The sequence below is a fragment of the Antarcticibacterium sp. 1MA-6-2 genome, assembly GCF_021535135.1.
GTDB lineage: Bacteria > Bacteroidota > Bacteroidia > Flavobacteriales > Flavobacteriaceae > Gillisia.
In genome coordinates, this window is sequence record NZ_CP091036.1 from 2,400,627 (window position 1) to 2,418,770 (window position 18,144).

Sequence of the window (18,144 nt, forward strand, 5' to 3'; positions counted from 1 at the left end):
GCTTCTGCATTTATGAATGTTAAACCGCCATCATCACCAAGACAATTGGCTTGAGTAATTTGATATTCGGGGACTTCAGCACTATCCTTAATTTTTACATCAAACTCAGATTGATCTGCAACACAAGGCACAGTGGCTTAGGTGCATAGATATAGATCGTTTGATCGGTGCTGATCACATCACCAACAGACAATTGTGTCCCTGTACCTCCGGTTGCTGTCCAGTATTGATTACCCGCACTTAAGGAAGGCAGCGTATAGTTATCACAAGCAGTTACATCCTCAAGCTCATCGGCTTCAGGGGAATCATTGATATCAACTTCAAACTCAGATTGATCTGCAACACAAGGCGCAGTGGTAAGGTGCATAGATATAGATCGTTTGATCGGTACTGATCACATCACCAACAGACAATTGTGTCCCTGTACCTCCGGTTGCTGTCCAGTATTGATTACCGGCACTTAAGGAAGGCAGCGTATAGTTATCACAGGCAGTTACATCCTCAAGCTCATCAGCTTCAGGGGAATCATTGATATCAACTTCAAACTCAGATTGATCTGCAACACAAGGCGCAGTGGCTAAGTGCATAGATATAGATCGTTTGATCGGTGCTGATCACATCACCAACAGACAATTGTGTCCCTGTACCTCCGGTTGCTGTCCAGTATTGATTACCCGCACTTAAGGAAGGCAGCGTATAGTTATCACAAGCAGTTACATCCTCAAGCTCATCGGCTTCAGGGGAATCATTGATATCAACTTCAAACTCAGATTGATCTGCAACACAAGGCGCAGTGGCTAAGTGCATAGATATAGATCGTTTGATCGGTACTGATCACATCACCAACAGACAATTGTGTCCCTGTACCTCCGGTTGCTGTCCAGTATTGATTACCGGCACTTAAGGAAGGCAGCGTATAGTTATCACAGGCAGTTACATCCTCAAGCTCATCAGCTTCAGGGGAATCATTGATATCAACTTCAAACTCAGATTGATCTGCAACACAAGGCGCAGTGGCTAAGTGCATAGATATAGATCGTTTGATCGGTACTGATCACATCACCAACAGACAATTGTGTCCCTGTACCTCCGGTTGCTGTCCAGTATTGATTACTGGCACTTAAGGAAGGCAGCGTATAGTTATCACAAGCAGTTACATCCTCAAGCTCATCGGCTTCAGGGGAATTATTGATATCAACTTCAAACTCAGATTGATCTGCAACACAAGGCGCAGTGGCTAAGTGCATAGATATAGATCGTTTGATCGGTACTGATCACATCACCAACAGACAATTGTGTCCCTGTACCTCCGGTTGCTGTCCAGTATTGATTACCAGCACTTAAGGAAGGCAGCGTATAGTTATCACAAGCAGTTACATCCTCAAGCTCATCGGCTTCAGGGGAATCATTGATATCAACTTCAAACTCAGATTGATCTGCAACACAAGGCGCAGTGGCTTAAGTGCATAGATATAGATCGTTTGATCGGTACTGATCACATCACCAACAGACAATTGTGTCCCTGTACCTCCGGTTGCTGTCCAGTATTGATTACCCGCACTTAAGGAAGGCAGCGTATAGTTATCACAAGCAGTTACATCCTCAAGCTCATCGGCTTCAGGGGAATCATTGATATCAACTTCAAACTCAGATTGATCTGCAACACAAGGCGCAGTGGCTAGGTGCATAGATATAGATCGTTTGATCGGTACTGATCACATCACCAACAGACAATTGTGTCCCTGTACCTCCGGTTGCTGTCCAGTATTGATTACAGCACTTAAGGAAGGCAGCGTATAGTTATCACAGGCAGTTACATCCTCAAGCTCATCAGCTTCAGGGGAATCATTGATATCAACTTCAAACTCAGATTGATCTGCAACACAAGGCGCAGTGGTTGAGTGCATAGATATAGATCGTTTGATCGGTACTGATCACATCACCAACAGACAATTGTGTCCCTGTACCTCCGGTTGCTGTCCAGTATTGATTACTCGGCACTTAAGGAAGGCAGCGTATAGTTATCACAGGCAGTTACATCCTCAAGCTCATCAGCTTCAGGGGAATCATTGATATCAACTTCAAACTCAGATTGATCTGCAACACAAGGCGCAGTGGCTAAGTGCATAGATATAGATCGTTTGATCGGTACTGATCACATCACCAACAGACAATTGTGTCCCTGTACCTCCGGTTGCTGTCCAGTATTGATTACAGCACTTAAGGAAGGCAGCGTATAGTTATCACAGGCAGTTACATCCTCAAGCTCATCAGCTTCAGGGGAATCATTGATATCAACTTCAAACTCAGATTGATCTGCAACACAAGGCGCAGTGGCTAAGTGCATAGATATAGATCGTTTGATCGGTGCTGATCACATCACCAACAGACAATTGTGTCCCTGTACCTCCGGTTCCTGTCCAGTATTGATTACCGGAACTTAAGGAAGGCAGCGTATAGCTATCACAAGCAGTTACATCCTCAAGCTCATCAGCTTCAGGGGAATCATTGATATCAACTTCAAACTCAGATTGATCTGCAACACAAGGCGCAGTGGCTAGAGTGCATAGATATAGATCGTTTGATCAGTACTGATCATATCTCCAACAGACAATTGTGTCCCTGTACCTCCGGTTGCTGTCCAGTATTGATTACCGGCACTTAAGGAAGGCAGCGTATAGTTATCACAAGCAGTTACATCCTCAAGCTCATCGGCTTCAGGGGAATCATTGATATCAACTTCAAACTCAGATTGATCTGCAACACAAGGCGCAGTGGTTAGGTGCATAGATATAGATCGTTTGATCAGTACTGATCACATCTCCAACAGACAATTGTGTCCCTGTACCTCCGGTTGCTGTCCAGTATTGATTACCGGCACTTAAGGAAGGCAGCGTATAGTTATCACAAGCAGTTACATCCTCAAGCTCATCGGCTTCAGGGGAATCATTGATATCAACTTCAAACTCAGATTGATCTGCAACACAAGGCGCAGTGGCTAAGTGCATAGATATAGATCGTTTGATCGGTACTGATCACATCACCAACAGACAATTGTGTCCCTGTACCTCCGGTTCCTGTCCAGTATTGATTACAGCACTTAAGGAAGGCAGCGTATAGTTATCACAAGCAGTTACATCCTCAAGCTCATCAGCGTCAGGTGAGGAAACTACAGTTACTGTTGCAACATCATTGAAGGAGCATCCCGTATTATCAGTAAATGTATAGGTCACCTCATAAGGACCAGCGGTTAGTCCAGCAGCATCAAACAATCCTGATGCACTTACATTATCACCACTCCAGGTACCACCTGATGGAGTAGCAGATAACTGAACTGTATTACCAATACATACTGACTCATCACCAGCAGTAACAACTGTAGTTACCGGAGATGTTCCCTGTACATTCCCCGTACATTGTGTAGGATTAAATGGATCTGTACATTCTAAAGTAGGCTCGCCTGAGGCAACTATATCAATATTATAGTTCGTGCCTTCGTTGTATGTCAATACAAAAGAGCCGGAAATAGCTCCGCCTTCACCAATGTTTCCAAGACAAATATCTTCCGAAATAGTTAAAGCATTAAGATCGATAGCGCTGTACTGAGCGTTAACCCCATCAATAGGAACAGTCACGCTATAAATACCATCTACAACACAAGAAACTTCAGGATCTCCTACACTCAACGAGCATAAATCTGGTTCTCCACATCCATATCTTGCTTTGAAATTATTTACAGTAAGTTCCCCATCTGCACCTTGATCCCAGATAGCCAGGTAAAAATTAGTGGATTCCAAAAAGTCAACACCTGCAATTGGAATAGAATTCCATGTACTAGAACTCTCAACCCCGCAAGACACAGGAATTAACTGTAAATCATTACAGTCACCGCTTAAGCCATTGCTGTTAACGCTTGAAGTATGAGTATTAGAGACATAAAGAGCCCAGGCTATATCATCGCCTGCGTTGTCATTTATTTGTATATCAAAACTGCTTAAGCATATGCCCGCACATCAAAATTTATCCATATAACCTAGTTCTCCTGGAGTTGGATTTTTTGGTTCTGCCAGTATTCCGGTACTGGGATCTACACAGCCTCCACCGCTTTCCACATCAATTTCAAAAACGCCTGGGGTATATACGGTATTGTTATATGGCAAAATATTTGACTGAGTTTCTGCCGAACTACCACACCTTATAATCCCATTTGGTTGAGGTGCGTTAGGTCTATCGTCAATTGTGCCATCAAGATTCCAATGAGCACCCCCGCTCCACCTCATTGTTCCATCACATGGTCCTGTCCCCTGAGAAAAGGAAGGAGATGAAGCAAGAAAAAACACAAAAATCAGAAAAGAGAAAGCAGGTAGTTTATTTTCTCCAATTTTCCTTAGCTTAAAAGGTAATGCACCCCAATGATGCATACAGAGAAAATCCCCCGTAGATGTAATAAGTCCCATATTAATAAAATTTTAGTGGTTAATAATCACCAGACATCCGTAGGTACTTCGTAGGTAGAAATGGGCTAATAAAAATGATGATCGGTTAGATTAATAAAAATTAAATAAACTGCTCTTCGGGGAAGGATAAGGCAGTGAACAGAACCGTAGTAGGGTAAAAATTAATTAATGGGAGGAATGTAGAGCATCCAGTAAAGTGGGATTTACAGATTCTCTATAAAGTTATAGGGAACTTTATTAGGATAAAAATAACATAATATATTGTTTAAAAAACGTGAAATAGAAAATAGGGGGAAAACCCCCAGATGAATAGATATTATTTTAATTGGCTGATGTATAAAGAAGTAAGCAATAAAATTAAAAGTTAACGCCAATGTTTTTCTAACTTTAAAATTATAATTTATAAAGGATTGTTAATATAAATTCTGCTCTAAAAGAGAATACATTCATTGTACGGGCAAAGTATATCCCAGGTAATTTAGTTACTGTGTGCAATAAACTTAATAACGACTCAAGGTATGAGTGTAAAAAAGTATTTACCTGTGAAATTCCCAGTAACACAACTTAATTAATATCCAGAGGAGGGAGAGATCCTAATAAAATATAAGCAAGAATAAGAGCACAACCATCGCCATCTGGGTCCATTTGATAATTTCCGAATTCACATTGTGCATTTCCAGCATTTTCCTCCAATTGTTTTAAAGGCTTTACACTCTGTGACTTTATCTCCCCTCCAGCTTAAACAAAAAAGCACCTATCATATGATAAGTGCTTTAATCAGTTTAAGCAGACCTTGTAATAATCTTAGTAGCAATTTTATAAAACAAAAAAACCCTTCATCGATTAGATGAAGGGTTTTCAAAAAGAAGGCGACGACATACTCTCCCACAATACAGCAGTACCATCTGCGCTAACGGGCTTAACTTCTCTGTTCGGAAAGGGAAGAGGTGAGCCCCGTTGCTATAGCCACCTTAAAATGTAAGTTTGCAGTTCTAAAGTTGTCAGTTCTCAGTTGTAAAAACTGTAGACTGTATACTGTATCACTGTAAACTCCGCGGTGCGGGTAATAAGTTAACATATAAGGAAATAAACAAAAGAAGAAAAACGATGATATTGTAATAGAATAAATGAGTTTTAGGTTATCCTGTCCCGGTATTGCTACCGGGACGGGTGCACTAAGCTTTACGGATTATTAGTACCACTCGGCTATGACATTACTGCCTTTACACCTATGGCCTATCAACGTGGTAGTCTTCCACGATCCTTTAAAGAAATCTCATCTTGTGGTGGGTTTCGCGCTTATATGCTTTCAGCGCTTATCCCTTCCCAACGTAGCTACCCAGCAATGCTCCTGGCGGAACAACTGGTGCACCAGAGGTTAGTCCAACTCGGTCCTCTCGTACTAGAGTCAGATCCACTCAAATTTCTAACGCCCACTGTAGATAGAGACCGAACTGTCTCACGACGTTCTGAACCCAGCTCGCGTGCCACTTTAATGGGCGAACAGCCCAACCCTTGGGACCTTCTCCAGCCCCAGGATGTGACGAGCCGACATCGAGGTGCCAAACCCCCCCGTCGATGTGAGCTCTTGGGGGAGATCAGCCTGTTATCCCCGGCGTACCTTTTATCCTTTGAGCGATGGCCCTTCCATGCGGAACCACCGGATCACTATGCTCTACTTTCGTACCTGATCGACCTGTATGTCTCTCAGTCAAGCTCCCTTTTGCCATTGCACTCTACGCACGGTTACCAAGCGTGCTGAGGGAACCTTTAGAAGCCTCCGTTACTCTTTTGGAGGCGACCACCCCAGTCAAACTACCCACCAAGCATTGTCCCCCGTGTTGCGGGGTTAGGCTTCAAACAAGTAAAGGGTGGTATTTCAACAATGACTCCACGACGCCTGGCGACGCCGCTTCAAAGTCTCCCACCTATCCTACACATCACTTGTCCAAAGTCAATACTAAGCTATAGTAAAGGTGCACGGGGTCTTTTCGTCCCACAGCGGGTAATCGGCATCTTCACCGATACTACAATTTCACCGAGCTCATGGCTGAGACAGTGTCCAGATCGTTGCACCATTCGTGCAGGTCGGAACTTACCCGACAAGGAATTTCGCTACCTTAGGACCGTTATAGTTACGGCCGCCGTTTACTGGGGCTTCAATTCAATGCTTCGCACGAATGCTAACATCTCCTCTTAACCTTCCAGCACCGGGCAGGTGTCAGGCCCTATACATCATCTTTCGATTTAGCAGAGCCCTGTGTTTTTGATAAACAGTCGCCTGGACCTCTTCACTGCGGCCCACATTGCTGTGGGCGACCCTTCTCCCGAAGTTACGGGTCTATTTTGCCTAGTTCCTTAGCCATGAATCTCTCGAGCACCTTAGAATTCTCATCCCAACTACCTGTGTCGGTTTGCGGTACGGGCTGCCACCACTCGCTTTTCTTGGAAGTCGATCCGCTGGATTATCACGCCAGCCGAAGCCTTTGTGTACTATCGCCGTGTTACCACTGGCTTCAACGCACTATTCCGTCAGTGCGCACCAACTTTTCGCCTCCGTCACTTTTAACGTGGGGCAGGTACAGAAATATTAATCTGTTGTCCATCGACTAACCCATTCGGGGTCGCCTTAGGTCCCGACTAACCCTCAGCTGATTAGCATAGCTGAGGAAACCTTAGTCTTTCGGTGTGCGGGTTTCTCGCCCGCATTATCGTTACTTATGCCTACATTTTCTTTTGTAACCAGTCCAGCAAGCCTCAAAGCTTACCTTCAACCCTGTTACAATGCTCCCCTACCACTCCATATCTAAATATGAAATCCATAGCTTCGGTAGTATATTTATGCCCGATTATTATCCATGCCGAACCGCTCGACTAGTGAGCTGTTACGCACTCTTTAAATGAATGGCTGCTTCCAAGCCAACATCCTAGCTGTCTGGGCAGTTCAACCGCGTTTTTTCAACTTAATATACATTTGGGGACCTTAGCTGATGGTCTGGGTTCTTTCCCTCTCGGACATGGACCTTAGCACCCATGCCCTCACTGATCTAAAACATTTTATAGCATTCGGAGTTTGTCAGGAATTGGTAGGCGGTGAAGCCCCCGCATCCAATCAGTAGCTCTACCTCTATAAAACTATTAAATCGCTGCACCTAAATGCATTTCGGGGAGTACGAGCTATTTCCGAGTTTGATTGGCCTTTCACCCCTACCCTCAGGTCATCCCAAGACTTTTCAACGTCAACGGGTTCGGTCCTCCACTATGTGTTACCACAGCTTCAACCTGCCCAAGGGTAGATCACACGGTTTCGCGTCTAACACTACCAACTAAAACGCCCTATTAAGACTCGCTTTCGCTACGGCTCCACATCTTAAATGCTTAACCTTGCTGGCAACGTTAACTCGTAGGCTCATTATGCAAAAGGCACGCCGTCACCCCTAAAGGCTCCGACCGCTTGTAAGCGTATGGTTTCAGGATCTATTTCACTCCGTTATTCACGGTTCTTTTCACCTTTCCCTCACGGTACTGGTTCACTATCGGTCTCTCAGGAGTATTTAGCCTTAGCGGATGGTCCCGCCAAATTCATACAGGGTTTCTCGTGCCCCGCACTACTCAGGATACCACTATGGTTTATGATCTTTACCTATACGGGACTATCACCCTCTATGGTCACTCTTTCCAAAGTGTTCTAATTCATAACACAACCAATATCGTGGTCCTACAACCCCACGCAGCCCGTAAGCTACGTGGTTTGGGCTAATGCGCGTTCGCTCGCCACTACTTGCGCAATCACTTTTGTTTTCTTCTCCTCCGGGTACTTAGATGTTTCAGTTCCCCGGGTTCGCCTGCCTTTCGGCATACTATATCTTCAATATAGTGGGTTGCCCCATTCGGATATCTGCGGATCAAACTGTATGTGCCAGTCCCCGCAGCTTTTCGCAGCTTATCACGTCCTTCATCGCCTCTGAGAGCCTAGGCATTCCCCATACGCCCTTATTTAGCTTATGTGCTTTTACCTAATATGCTCTTGTCTCTATAAACAGCCGTGCAGCATGTTTATAAAAACGATTTATTCTATTATTCTATCTACTTGTATAAATACAAATTCGATTTTTCTCGTATTCTTTATTTCCCAATATGTCAATGAACATTTCTAATTGTATAATGTAGCTTGTAAATTGTATAATGTAATCTTTCAATATACATTATACAGTATACACTATACAATCAACAAGTGGAGAATATCGGAGTCGAACCGATGACCTCCTGCGTGCAAGGCAGGCGCTCTAGCCAGCTGAGCTAATCCCCCAAATCAAAAATGAAATTCCAAAAAAAACTAAAATTCCAAATTCCAAAAAGGATAGGCATCCCAACTTCTAAAATTTCCTTTCAATAATTGTAATGAACTTATGTCTCCAGTTCAACTTTGAACTTTAAACCTTTAACTTTAAACTCCGCCCCTGGGCGGTAGTAGTCTCAGGCAGACTCCCTTCGATGCGGCACTACCGTGCCTTACTCAGGATAAACTTCTCGTCTGCTTCGACTTGTAGTCTCAGGCAGACTCGAACTGCCGACCTCTACATTATCAGTGTAGCGCTCTAACCAGCTGAGCTATGAGACTGCTTCTTTTTTTAAGAGACAAGACTCAAGAGCCAAGAGTCAAGACAAAAGTCTTACTTCTTGTTTCTTACTTCTTGTTTCTCTTTAAATTATAAATTAAAATCGACAGCTAAATTAAGACCAAAGAGTTCCTCTTTGAGAACCTTTGATAATTGCGCTTTGCTCTTTAATAAGCAAAAGCTCTAGAAAGGAGGTGTTCCAGCCGCACCTTCCGGTACGGCTACCTTGTTACGACTTAGCCCCAGTTACTAGTTTTACCCTAGGCGGCTCCTTGCGGTGACCGACTTCAGGTACCCCCAGCTTCCATGGCTTGACGGGCGGTGTGTACAAGGCCCGGGAACGTATTCACCGCATCATGGCTGATATGCGATTACTAGCGATTCCAGCTTCACGGAGTCGAGTTGCAGACTCCGATCCGAACTGAGATAGGGTTTATAGATTCGCTCCTCTTTGCAAAGTGGCTGCTCTCTGTCCCTACCATTGTAGCACGTGTGTGGCCCAGGACGTAAGGGCCGTGATGATTTGACGTCATCCCCACCTTCCTCACGGTTTGCACCTGCAGTCTTGTTAGAGTTCCCGACATTACTCGCTGGCAACTAACAACAGGGGTTGCGCTCGTTATAGGACTTAACCTGACACCTCACGGCACGAGCTGACGACAACCATGCAGCACCTTGTAATCTGTCCGAAGAAGGAGGTGTTTCCACCCCTGTCAGACTACATTTAAGCCCTGGTAAGGTTCCTCGCGTATCATCGAATTAAACCACATGCTCCACCGCTTGTGCGGGCCCCCGTCAATTCCTTTGAGTTTCATTCTTGCGAACGTACTCCCCAGGTGGGTTACTTATCACTTTCGCTTAGCCACTCAGTCCGAAGACCAAACAGCTAGTAACCATCGTTTACGGCGTAGACTACCAGGGTATCTAATCCTGTTCGCTACCTACGCTTTCGTCCATCAGCGTCAGTATTTTATTAGTGATCTGCCTTCGCAATCGGTATTCTATGTAATATCTATGCATTTCACCGCTACACTACATATTCTAACCACTTCATAAACACTCAAGAATAACAGTATCAATGGCAATTCTACAGTTGAGCTGCAGACTTTCACCACTGACTTATTATCCCGCCTACGGACCCTTTAAACCCAATGATTCCGGATAACGCTTGGATCCTCCGTATTACCGCGGCTGCTGGCACGGAGTTAGCCGATCCTTATTCTTACGGTACCGTCAAGCTCCTTCACGAAGGAGTGTTTCTTCCCGTATAAAAGCAGTTTACAACCCATAGGGCCGTCTTCCTGCACGCGGCATGGCTGGATCAGGCTCTCGCCCATTGTCCAATATTCCTCACTGCTGCCTCCCGTAGGAGTCTGGTCCGTGTCTCAGTACCAGTGTGGGGGATCTCCCTCTCAGGACCCCTACCTATCGAAGTCTTGGTAAGCCGTTACCTTACCAACTAACTAATAGGACGCATACTCATCTTGTAGCCATAAATGTTTAACCTAAAAACAATGCTGTCTCTAAGTACTATGGGGTATTAATCCGGGTTTCCCCGGGCTATCCCCCTCTACAAGGTAGATTGTATACGCGTTACGCACCCGTGCGTCAGTCGCCACCATCCGAAGACGTGCTGCCCCTCGACTTGCATGTGTTAAGCCTGCCGCTAGCGTTCATCCTGAGCCAGGATCAAACTCTTCATCGTTAATCTTTAAATAAATTTACAATTACTAAGGTCGATTTCATCTCTTACCTAAATAAGAAATGCTCAAAACGAATTCTCTAGTCTTAATTTAATTTCTTTGCTTTAATCCCGAAGGATTAAAACGCGCTGTCAATTTCAATATATCAATGAACTTTGCCACATTGTGGCTTTTGTAAAAATAAAAGGACTCGAACCTTTTTCTCTCACCCACCCGGGATTTCTTATTTTTCAATAACTCTTAAAGAACTCTCGCTCGTTTTTAAATCGGCTGCAAATGTACAACAACTTTTAATTTACAGCAAAACTTTTTTTGAAGTTTTTTTGAGGAAATTTTTTGTAGAACTTAACCGCCTTTTCTAATTAGCGGGGTGCAAATATACACCCGAAATTCTTTCCACCAAAAACTTTTTTAAAGTTTTTTTAAGAGACTGCAGAGACTATTCTCCCTACATTTACTCCTACTCCAGTATTCAATGAACTTCCCGCTCTTTTTGAAGCATTACCCTCTCTCTAAGCGGCTGCAAATATACACCCTTTTTTTCTTTCCCACAAATAAAATCTCCTGATTTATTTTTAAAAATTGTACCCCAATTCTTAACCAATTGACTGTCTTCTTTTTGAAACTAAAACTTTAACATTTCAGGGGGCGTAGAATTGTTCAATTACATTCAGGAACAATCTTAAGGCTGGGGTTAGCCACTAATGCACTAATGTATTTTATGTGAAGAACGCAGGTACTCTTGTATCTTCTGATTATGAATTTTAATAATTTTAAAAGGAAGTTATGTCATCCTGGGCAGGATGGGAACTGCTACTTACTACAAAAAGAAATTCCAGACTAAACCAAAACGCACAATAAAATCACGGTAAGGATGATCAGGTGCGGAAAAGTTATTGTTACCAGTGAGGAGAGAATTCACATTTTCGAGTTTGAAAAATATTCGGGTTTGCTGAACTTTTCCGTTAAAAAAGAAATCCACCACGGGATAGCCTCCATATTCTACCTCGTTTTGCACAAAAAATTCAGCAAGCACAGGGTCATAAGCATCCATTTCATAGGAGGTAAAATATTTAAGAGTAAAACCAGTCTGCACATATAATGCTTTATCAAACCAATGGTCCCGGTAATAAAGTGAATTACGTGTAACCAAATCAGGCACATTAAAAACGTCCCCACCTTCAGCCACGGTCTGATACATTACTGTGTTGTCCAGAGCGAACCTGCCATAATGAAATTCTCTATGCGCCTTCAGCTTGAAATAACTTAAAGCACCATCATATTGAAAAGGTTTTACAAAGCCTGCTTCGTTCCGGGAAAAATAAGAATAGTTATTTACCTGAGTTACCGCTCCCTCAACATCTACCAGTTGCGGAGAAATAAGCTTAACACTTAAAACCCTTGTCCCTACATTGGACATATCGGGCTGCCAATTATAATTTAAGTAATCGCTTTGATTAAGAAGAAAATTAAAATTTGGAGCTCTCTCATTGCTGTTGATCTCTATATTAAGAAGATTTTGAAGATTTAGACGGTAATCTATACCCGCTGTAAAATAATGTCCGGAAAAATCTCCTATTACATTTACCATTGCATCCCCATACAAAGATATAGGACCAAAAGCATTGGCATATTCTACACCAGCCGAATAATTCTCCCCAATCAACCTATTGGCAACAATATCATCTTCCAGCACCAGCACCGAGTTGTATCCATAATTGTAATAAGACGCACCTCCTTTAACCGCAAGTCTACCTAAACTGGCATTTCTATAAGATAAGCCAAGTATATTCCTAATGTGTCGCAACTTAGATTCGTCATTTAGCTCTGAATTTCTTAAAGATTCACCAAAGAAACCTACAGGTGAGGTTTGCCTGAAAATATATTTCTTATCACTAAAGTCAAGTAAATGTTCCAGGGCTATAGAAGTGTCCTCTCCAGGTAATATTATATATTCCTGGTTAAGGAAAAATCTTTTACCAAAAAGGACATTTTCAGCATTCTCAAACTTTACTTCAAGGAGAGATCTGTCTTCAAATTCCGGTTCTTTATTAACATATTGTTCCAGGGCAAATTCGTTTAATCCTCCGTTTTCCTGGTTAAGCAGATCCTGGGAAACAAAATGAGCTTTTAAATAATATCTTTCATTTAGAGTATTGTAATTAATAGTAGAACGGAAATTTCCCGTGCTGGTAAGAACATTTTGATATTTCCCCAAAGACCTTAGCCCCTTATAGGCCAGGGAAAAGTTAAGGCGTGGGGAAGTACTAATTGTAAAAAAGGCATCAAGAGTTTGCCCCTGTTCCGGAACAGTTTTAAAATATAACTCAGTTAGAGGTGTGGGAACTTCATAGTATAAAATGTCACTGGCTTCCATAAAATTAAAATGTCTTGCTCTAGCTCCAAATTCCGGTAGCAGCTCTTCATCTTTAAAATTGTAACCTAATCTGTTATACGTTTGTCCCACATTGGCAAAAGGTAAGAGCTCAAAAAAATCTTTTCTCAAATAATTAAACCGATAGTCTTTTTGAATGGTAAGGGAAGTGTCTACATAGGTGGTATCACCACTGATAGTGAAAATTTTATAAGCAGTAATAGGTGGTTTTTCAAGAGAGTCCTTTTGAACAGGCAAATCACTGGCTCCTTCTCGCGTGGGCCGTTGTGCAAAGGATGCACTGGAAAGCATAAAAAGGAGAAAAAAAAGTCTATAAATTCCCATGAAATATTTTCGCTCCTACAAAAGTAAAATAATAAAGTAATCTAAATAGAATTGTATGCAATAGTATTAATTGTAAAAAAAGAAAAACCGCTCCTAAGAGCGGTTTGGTAGAGTAAATCAAAAATTACCATCCGGGATTTTGTTCCAGATTTCTATTAATTGTGATATCGTGAGTAGGTATTCCCCAAATAAATTTAGGCGCATCTTCTTCCTTAGTAAGAGTGTGAAAACCGGGACCAGTTTGAATAGCATCAAGAGTCTGCGGGTCTTTACGAATCATTGGTTCATCCCATCTCTTTAAATCATCCAATCTAAATCCTTCAAAAGCCAGCTCTCTGGTTCTCTCTTCCTTCACATCTTCAAGAGTAACACTCGCCAAAGCTTCTAAACCTCTGGCAACTCTTAAAGAATTTAAAGTTGCTGCAGCATCACCAGTGCTCCTAACAGCAGCTTCTGCAGATATTAGATACATTTCAGCAATTCTAAAAACTTTAGGAGCATGTTGATAATTCGTATTAGCTCCTGTAAATAATTCAGGGTTACCTGGATACTTGTTTACCAGAACCAAATCTGAATAATCAAGACCACCTAATGTTACAGGTAAAGTTTCAAAATACACTTCTCTTCTGGCATCATCTTCAGCATACATTTCCACCACCCATTCAGATGGAATAAAATCTGGTGAAAAACGACTAAGTTCCACCATTAAACCCAAGATAGATACTATTAGTATTTGCCAATTCATCTGGAGCACTTACAAAAAGTTGTAAAATGTCTTCCTGTCCCCCATCCTGATACCAATATGCCATTAATCCTTCTTCACTGGTTATTAACGGATATCTTCCAGATGTTATTAATTCATCTGCAGCCTCTTTAGCTCCCTGCCAATCCTGCATATAGAATTTTACTCTTGCTTCAAGAGCAGTGACAACATCGCTTGTATAATATTTAGAACCCTGAACTCCAGGCACGTCGGCTAATCCATCTCTTGCAGTTTCAATATCTGCTAAAATTTGATCGTAAACAGCTTGTACAGAACTTCTTGGAGCAAAGTTTTCAATATCATATTCCAACATTAATGGAACACCAAGATCTGATGATGCCGTTGCAGGATCATACGATTTTGAAAATCGGAGAATCAATTGATGATAATAGTATGCTCTTGTTAAATATGCTTCTGAGATATACTGATTTAATTCCGCCGCTTCTTCTTCAGTTTCAGTTTCAATAGTTTCAAAACCTTCTATTGCAGCATTAATACTGGTAATACCAGAATAATAAGATTGCCAGGTATCACGAATCGTATAATCATCAGCTAAAAAATCCCAACGATGTACACCACCATTTCTATTTCCATAATCCAATGTGGCATTTAATTGATCAGCCTGAATATCTGTAGAATACATATACAACCCATACACTCTGTTTCTCAACTGTCCATACATTCCAGTATTCCAGTTAGAAGCATCTTGTACAGACTGAAAGGACTGGGAGCGTTCAATAGCATCATGAGGGAAACGATCTAAGTCGTTACACGAGGCCAGCACCAACAAAAACATTATTCCAGTCGTAAAATATTTCAACTTAATTGTTTTCATAATTATATTATTTCTCTATTATTTTTATTTGTTTAAAATGCGATATCAACTCCCATAGTAAACTGTTTTGTGTTTGGATTCACTCCTAAAGTTAGGTTTGAATCGATCTCAGGATCTGGTCCTGAATATTCAGTCCAGGTCAATAAGTTTCTTCCAACCACGTAAAGCTTCAAACCATCAATTAAACCGACAGTTTGCACTAATTCCCTCGGTAGATTATAACCTAAAGAAAGAGTTTTTAATCTTATAAAAGAAGCATCTTCAATCAACCTCGAGTCAAATTGTGTAAACTGCACACCATAACGTGGGAATTGTGTTTGATCTCCTGGCTCTTTCCAATAATCCAGAACTGCAGTACTCTGGTTAAAACCTCCAAATACAGACGGGTTTTCAAAGAAGTACCTGTCATTATTTATAAGATGCTTTCCTTCTGAAAAAGTAAATGCTGCTTGCATATAGAAGCCTTTGTACCCGGCATTAAGTCCAAAACCTCCATTTAGTGGCGCATATCTTTTAATTCCAGTATTTTGTTGAAGATTAGCGGAATTGAAAGTAGTTGTAACATTATTTGGATCCAAATTAGGATTTATAATTTGATCAGGATCTTCATTAGGAACATACCATTGTGCATCACCAGTTTCTGAATCTACACCTGCGAAAACCGGGTAGAAGAAAGATACTGGCTGTCCAATAGCCCATGATACTCCTGTGTTAGGGATAATCCAGTAGTCCTTATCTTGGAATAACTCAGTAACTTCATTTCTGTTATAGTTAAAGTTTAAATAAGGTGTTACATAAAAATCCTGGTTTGTAAATAAATTGAAGTCCAAAGTCACATCAATACCACTGTTTTTAAGGGAGCCAACATTTGAGGTTACTTCGTCAAATCCTGTAGTATATGGATATGGCACATCAATTAGCATATCCTCTGTCACTCTATTATATAATTCAACATCCAGGTTTAACCTCTGAAATAAGTTCATATTTACTCCCAGAGTTGTCTTGGTTTGATTTTCCCAGGACAAGGCAGGATTACCCGGGGTAGATAAAGCCCAACGGTTTTGACCATTGTATTGGTTTGTGCCTACCAAAGCTAAACTGTTGTAATTACCTATATCTGCATTACCACTTGTACCGTGGCTAGCTCTAAAAGTCAGTTCACCTAACCAATTAACATCCTGTAAGAAACTTTCATTCTTAGCCTTCCACATTGCTCCAATAGCCCAGAAATCGGCATATCTGTTTTCAGCACCAAAACGTGAAGATCCATCGCGTCTTGCCGTGAAATCAACATAGTATTTCTTATTATAGTCATAGGTAAGACGTCCAAAATAGGAAGTAAATACATACTCTGCCCTGTCCTGTTCCACACTAATACTTTCAGGTCCCTGACCTAATAAAATTAAACGGTCGTCACTTTGACCAGCAGATGATCCTAAAAATCTTTCATAATCAAAATCTATATACTCCTGACCTCCAAGAATAGAAAAATTATTAACCACACCAAGATCAAATTTATATTCGATGGTATTTGTAATAGTTTTTGTTAACCCTCTTCTAAACTCTTCCGAGGAAGAACCAAAATTTAAGGAACCAACATAAGATGGTAACCTTTGTGTAGAAATTGTATAGTCATAGAACTCCACACCCGCCTGAGTTCTTAGAGTTAAGCCTTTGAATGGTTGTAATTGGATAAATCCAGATGGGTTAAGCTGCACATTCGTTCCCAAACTAGGATTGTTATCAGCCAGGTACTGTGGATCATACCTGTTCCAACCTGGAATTACACCTTCATACCTTCTCCCGGTCTCAGGATTAATAGGTGAATAAAATGGTTGTGCCAATAGAGCTAATCCCCTATTCGTACTATTACTACCATAAGGGTTTGTTTGTCTCTCATCATACCCTAAAGAAAGATTCAAACCTACCTGGATCCAATCTTTAATATCTGTAGTAAGATTACTTCTTAAAGTATACCTGTCAAAACCAGAACGGTAAGCCATTCCCTCCTGTGTAAAATAACCTCCGGAAATATAGTAGGTAGAATGTTCCCCACCTCCTGAAACATTTAAATTCAATTGGGTTGTTGGAGCTCCTTCATTGTAGTAATATTCATACCACTGAGTATCATTTGGATATTCTTCTAAAATTGCATTTACCTGCTCCTGGGTACGGTACCCTGTTTCTACCCAAAAATCGGTTAATTGCTGAGTGTTTAAAAAGTTGGTGAAATAATCCTTATTGGCCAGATATGTAAACCCATGTTGAGAGCTAAGGTTTATAACCGGGTCTTTACCCCTCCTACCTTTTTTAGAAGTAATATAAACTACCCCGTTGGCAGCACGTGAACCATAGATAGCAGTCGCAGAAGCATCTTTTAAAACTGTTATATCTTCAAAATCTTCTGGATTCATACTCACTAATGAACCCGAATCAATAGGGAACCCGTCAAGAACAATTAATGGCGTTGAACCTGCCCCAAGGGAACCTGCACCATGTAAACGTATTGAAGGTGTTGCAGAAGGCTCTCCGGACGAGGTAAGAATTTGTAAATGGCTACTCTTCCCTGAACAGCATCTAAAACGTTGGCAGAAGGCCTTTCTTCAAAAACATCTGAAGAAACCTGAACTACAGAACCAACCACGTCAGTTTTGTCCCGTGTTCCATAACCCACAACAACTACTTCATCTAAAGCTGCTGCATCTTCCTCTAAAGTAACATTAATGGTAGTAACATTTCTTACTACTACATTATTCGTTGCATATCCAACATAAGAAAAAACTAATGTTCTTCCTTCTACAACAGAAATACTGTAGTTCCCATCGAAATCTGTCTGGGTACCATTAGATGTACCCTGGACAATTACATTTACACCAGGTAAAGGTAATCCTTGTTGATCTGTAACCGTTCCGGTTATCGTCTTTTGCTGTGCAAAGGTTAATTGCACCACTAACACCATCAAAAGTGTTAGAATTCCACTTAATTTCTTTTTCATTATTTTGTTAATTTGAATTAGCCCGCGTCAAAATTCACAATTTATTCTCCGGC

The 18,144-nt window shown here is 41.5% G+C and carries 18 protein-coding genes, 2 tRNA genes and 3 rRNA genes; all 23 read right to left on the reverse strand.

Translation table 11 applies throughout. The features are described 5' to 3' along the window. Positions 1-94 precede the first annotated feature (94 nt). Entirely contained in the window at positions 95-367 is a 273-nt protein-coding gene (locus LZ575_RS12205) for a hypothetical protein (RefSeq protein ID WP_235324842.1), read from the reverse strand. After that, positions 327-587, reverse strand: a complete 261-nt coding sequence (locus LZ575_RS12210) for a hypothetical protein (RefSeq protein WP_235324843.1) — start codon at positions 585-587, stop codon at positions 327-329. Before LZ575_RS12210 ends, LZ575_RS12205 begins: the two co-directional genes overlap by 41 nt. Then, positions 547-807 (reverse strand): hypothetical protein, encoded by a 261-nt coding sequence (locus LZ575_RS12215; protein ID WP_235324844.1) that lies wholly within the window; start codon positions 805-807, stop codon positions 547-549. The genes LZ575_RS12210 and LZ575_RS12215 overlap by 41 nt, the downstream gene beginning before the upstream one ends. Further along, the gene (locus tag LZ575_RS12220) at positions 767-1,027 is read right to left on the reverse strand and encodes a hypothetical protein (protein ID WP_235324844.1); all 261 of its coding nucleotides are present in this window, start codon (positions 1,025-1,027) and stop codon (positions 767-769) included. The genes LZ575_RS12215 and LZ575_RS12220 overlap by 41 nt, the downstream gene beginning before the upstream one ends. Beyond that, a complete protein-coding gene (locus tag LZ575_RS12225) occupies positions 987-1,247 on the reverse strand; it encodes a hypothetical protein (protein ID WP_235324845.1) in 261 nt (86 codons plus the stop codon). Before LZ575_RS12225 ends, LZ575_RS12220 begins: the two co-directional genes overlap by 41 nt. 126 nt (positions 1,248-1,373) lie before the next feature. After that, on the reverse strand, positions 1,374-1,688 hold the full coding sequence (locus LZ575_RS12230) for a hypothetical protein (RefSeq protein WP_235324846.1): 315 nt from the start codon (positions 1,686-1,688) through the stop codon (positions 1,374-1,376). A gap of 27 nt (positions 1,689-1,715) precedes the next feature. Next, the gene (locus LZ575_RS12235; RefSeq protein ID WP_235324847.1) at positions 1,716-1,907 is read right to left on the reverse strand and encodes a hypothetical protein; all 192 of its coding nucleotides are present in this window, start codon (positions 1,905-1,907) and stop codon (positions 1,716-1,718) included. 83 nt (positions 1,908-1,990) lie between these two features. Further along, the gene (locus LZ575_RS12240) at positions 1,991-2,128 is read right to left on the reverse strand and encodes a hypothetical protein (RefSeq protein ID WP_235324848.1); all 138 of its coding nucleotides are present in this window, start codon (positions 2,126-2,128) and stop codon (positions 1,991-1,993) included. A 27-nt stretch (positions 2,129-2,155) separates the two neighbouring features. After that, positions 2,156-2,347 (reverse strand): hypothetical protein, encoded by a 192-nt coding sequence (locus tag LZ575_RS12245; protein ID WP_235324849.1) that lies wholly within the window; start codon positions 2,345-2,347, stop codon positions 2,156-2,158. 210 nt (positions 2,348-2,557) lie between these two features. Continuing rightward, entirely contained in the window at positions 2,558-2,788 is a 231-nt protein-coding gene (locus LZ575_RS12250; RefSeq protein WP_235324850.1) for a hypothetical protein, read from the reverse strand. Then, positions 2,748-3,008 carry a hypothetical protein gene (locus LZ575_RS12255; RefSeq protein WP_235324851.1) on the reverse strand — a complete coding sequence of 87 codons (261 nt, stop codon included), beginning with the start codon at positions 3,006-3,008 and terminating at the stop codon, positions 2,748-2,750. Before LZ575_RS12255 ends, LZ575_RS12250 begins: the two co-directional genes overlap by 41 nt. A gap of 27 nt (positions 3,009-3,035) precedes the next feature. Continuing rightward, positions 3,036-3,797 (reverse strand): hypothetical protein, encoded by a 762-nt coding sequence (locus LZ575_RS12260; protein WP_235324852.1) that lies wholly within the window; start codon positions 3,795-3,797, stop codon positions 3,036-3,038. Positions 3,798-4,013: 216 nt separating this feature from the next. After that, positions 4,014-4,457, reverse strand: a complete 444-nt coding sequence (locus LZ575_RS12265; RefSeq protein ID WP_235324853.1) for a hypothetical protein — start codon at positions 4,455-4,457, stop codon at positions 4,014-4,016. Between the two features lie 864 nt (positions 4,458-5,321). Next, a 5S ribosomal RNA gene (gene rrf, locus LZ575_RS12270) occupies positions 5,322-5,431 on the reverse strand. Between the two features lie 197 nt (positions 5,432-5,628). Further along, positions 5,629-8,466: ribosomal RNA gene (locus LZ575_RS12275) — 23S ribosomal RNA — on the reverse strand. A gap of 226 nt (positions 8,467-8,692) precedes the next feature. Further along, positions 8,693-8,766 (reverse strand) — tRNA-Ala (locus LZ575_RS12280). A gap of 238 nt (positions 8,767-9,004) precedes the next feature. After that, a tRNA-Ile gene (locus LZ575_RS12285) sits at positions 9,005-9,078 on the reverse strand. A gap of 185 nt (positions 9,079-9,263) precedes the next feature. Next, a 16S ribosomal RNA gene (locus LZ575_RS12290) occupies positions 9,264-10,781 on the reverse strand. Together the 16S, 23S and 5S rRNA genes with 2 tRNA genes alongside form the textbook arrangement of a ribosomal RNA operon. A gap of 818 nt (positions 10,782-11,599) precedes the next feature. After that, entirely contained in the window at positions 11,600-13,498 is a 1,899-nt protein-coding gene (locus tag LZ575_RS12295; protein ID WP_235324854.1) for a putative porin, read from the reverse strand. Between the two features lie 124 nt (positions 13,499-13,622). Beyond that, positions 13,623-14,204 (reverse strand): RagB/SusD family nutrient uptake outer membrane protein, encoded by a 582-nt coding sequence (locus tag LZ575_RS12300; RefSeq protein WP_235324855.1) that lies wholly within the window; start codon positions 14,202-14,204, stop codon positions 13,623-13,625. Continuing rightward, positions 14,191-15,096 (reverse strand): RagB/SusD family nutrient uptake outer membrane protein, encoded by a 906-nt coding sequence (locus LZ575_RS12305; protein WP_235324856.1) that lies wholly within the window; start codon positions 15,094-15,096, stop codon positions 14,191-14,193. Before LZ575_RS12305 ends, LZ575_RS12300 begins: the two co-directional genes overlap by 14 nt. A gap of 32 nt (positions 15,097-15,128) precedes the next feature. Beyond that, positions 15,129-17,642 (reverse strand): SusC/RagA family TonB-linked outer membrane protein, encoded by a 2,514-nt coding sequence (locus LZ575_RS12310; RefSeq protein WP_235330726.1) that lies wholly within the window; start codon positions 17,640-17,642, stop codon positions 15,129-15,131. Next, positions 17,555-18,091, reverse strand: coding sequence for a carboxypeptidase-like regulatory domain-containing protein (locus tag LZ575_RS12315; protein WP_235324857.1), 537 nt, complete (start codon positions 18,089-18,091; stop codon positions 17,555-17,557). The genes LZ575_RS12310 and LZ575_RS12315 overlap by 88 nt, the downstream gene beginning before the upstream one ends. Positions 18,092-18,144: the final 53 nt, after the last annotated feature.

Bases quoted from the DNA above. Each gene is read 5' to 3' on its own strand.
- LZ575_RS12295 (WP_235324854.1), bottom strand. From the start codon at position 13,498: ATGGGAATTTATAGACTTTTTTTTCTCCTTTTTATGCTTTCCAGTGCA.
- LZ575_RS12220 (WP_235324844.1), bottom strand. From the start codon at position 1,027: ATGCACTTAGCCACTGCGCCTTGTGTTGCAGATCAATCTGAGTTTGAA.
- LZ575_RS12225 (WP_235324845.1), bottom strand. From the start codon at position 1,247: ATGCACTTAGCCACTGCGCCTTGTGTTGCAGATCAATCTGAGTTTGAA.
- LZ575_RS12265 (WP_235324853.1), bottom strand. From the start codon at position 4,457: ATGGGACTTATTACATCTACGGGGGATTTTCTCTGTATGCATCATTGG.
- LZ575_RS12250 (WP_235324850.1), bottom strand. From the start codon at position 2,788: ATGCACCTAACCACTGCGCCTTGTGTTGCAGATCAATCTGAGTTTGAA.
- LZ575_RS12230 (WP_235324846.1), bottom strand. From the start codon at position 1,688: ATGCACCTAGCCACTGCGCCTTGTGTTGCAGATCAATCTGAGTTTGAA.
- LZ575_RS12300 (WP_235324855.1), bottom strand. From the start codon at position 14,204: ATGGTGGAACTTAGTCGTTTTTCACCAGATTTTATTCCATCTGAATGG.
- LZ575_RS12305 (WP_235324856.1), bottom strand. From the start codon at position 15,096: ATGAAAACAATTAAGTTGAAATATTTTACGACTGGAATAATGTTTTTG.
- LZ575_RS12210 (WP_235324843.1), bottom strand. From the start codon at position 587: ATGCACTTAGCCACTGCGCCTTGTGTTGCAGATCAATCTGAGTTTGAA.
- LZ575_RS12245 (WP_235324849.1), bottom strand. From the start codon at position 2,347: ATGCACTTAGCCACTGCGCCTTGTGTTGCAGATCAATCTGAGTTTGAA.
- LZ575_RS12240 (WP_235324848.1), bottom strand. From the start codon at position 2,128: ATGCACTTAGCCACTGCGCCTTGTGTTGCAGATCAATCTGAGTTTGAA.
- LZ575_RS12235 (WP_235324847.1), bottom strand. From the start codon at position 1,907: ATGCACTCAACCACTGCGCCTTGTGTTGCAGATCAATCTGAGTTTGAA.
- LZ575_RS12215 (WP_235324844.1), bottom strand. From the start codon at position 807: ATGCACTTAGCCACTGCGCCTTGTGTTGCAGATCAATCTGAGTTTGAA.
- LZ575_RS12205 (WP_235324842.1), bottom strand. From the start codon at position 367: ATGCACCTTACCACTGCGCCTTGTGTTGCAGATCAATCTGAGTTTGAA.
- LZ575_RS12255 (WP_235324851.1), bottom strand. From the start codon at position 3,008: ATGCACTTAGCCACTGCGCCTTGTGTTGCAGATCAATCTGAGTTTGAA.
- LZ575_RS12315 (WP_235324857.1), bottom strand. From the start codon at position 18,091: ATGAAAAAGAAATTAAGTGGAATTCTAACACTTTTGATGGTGTTAGTG.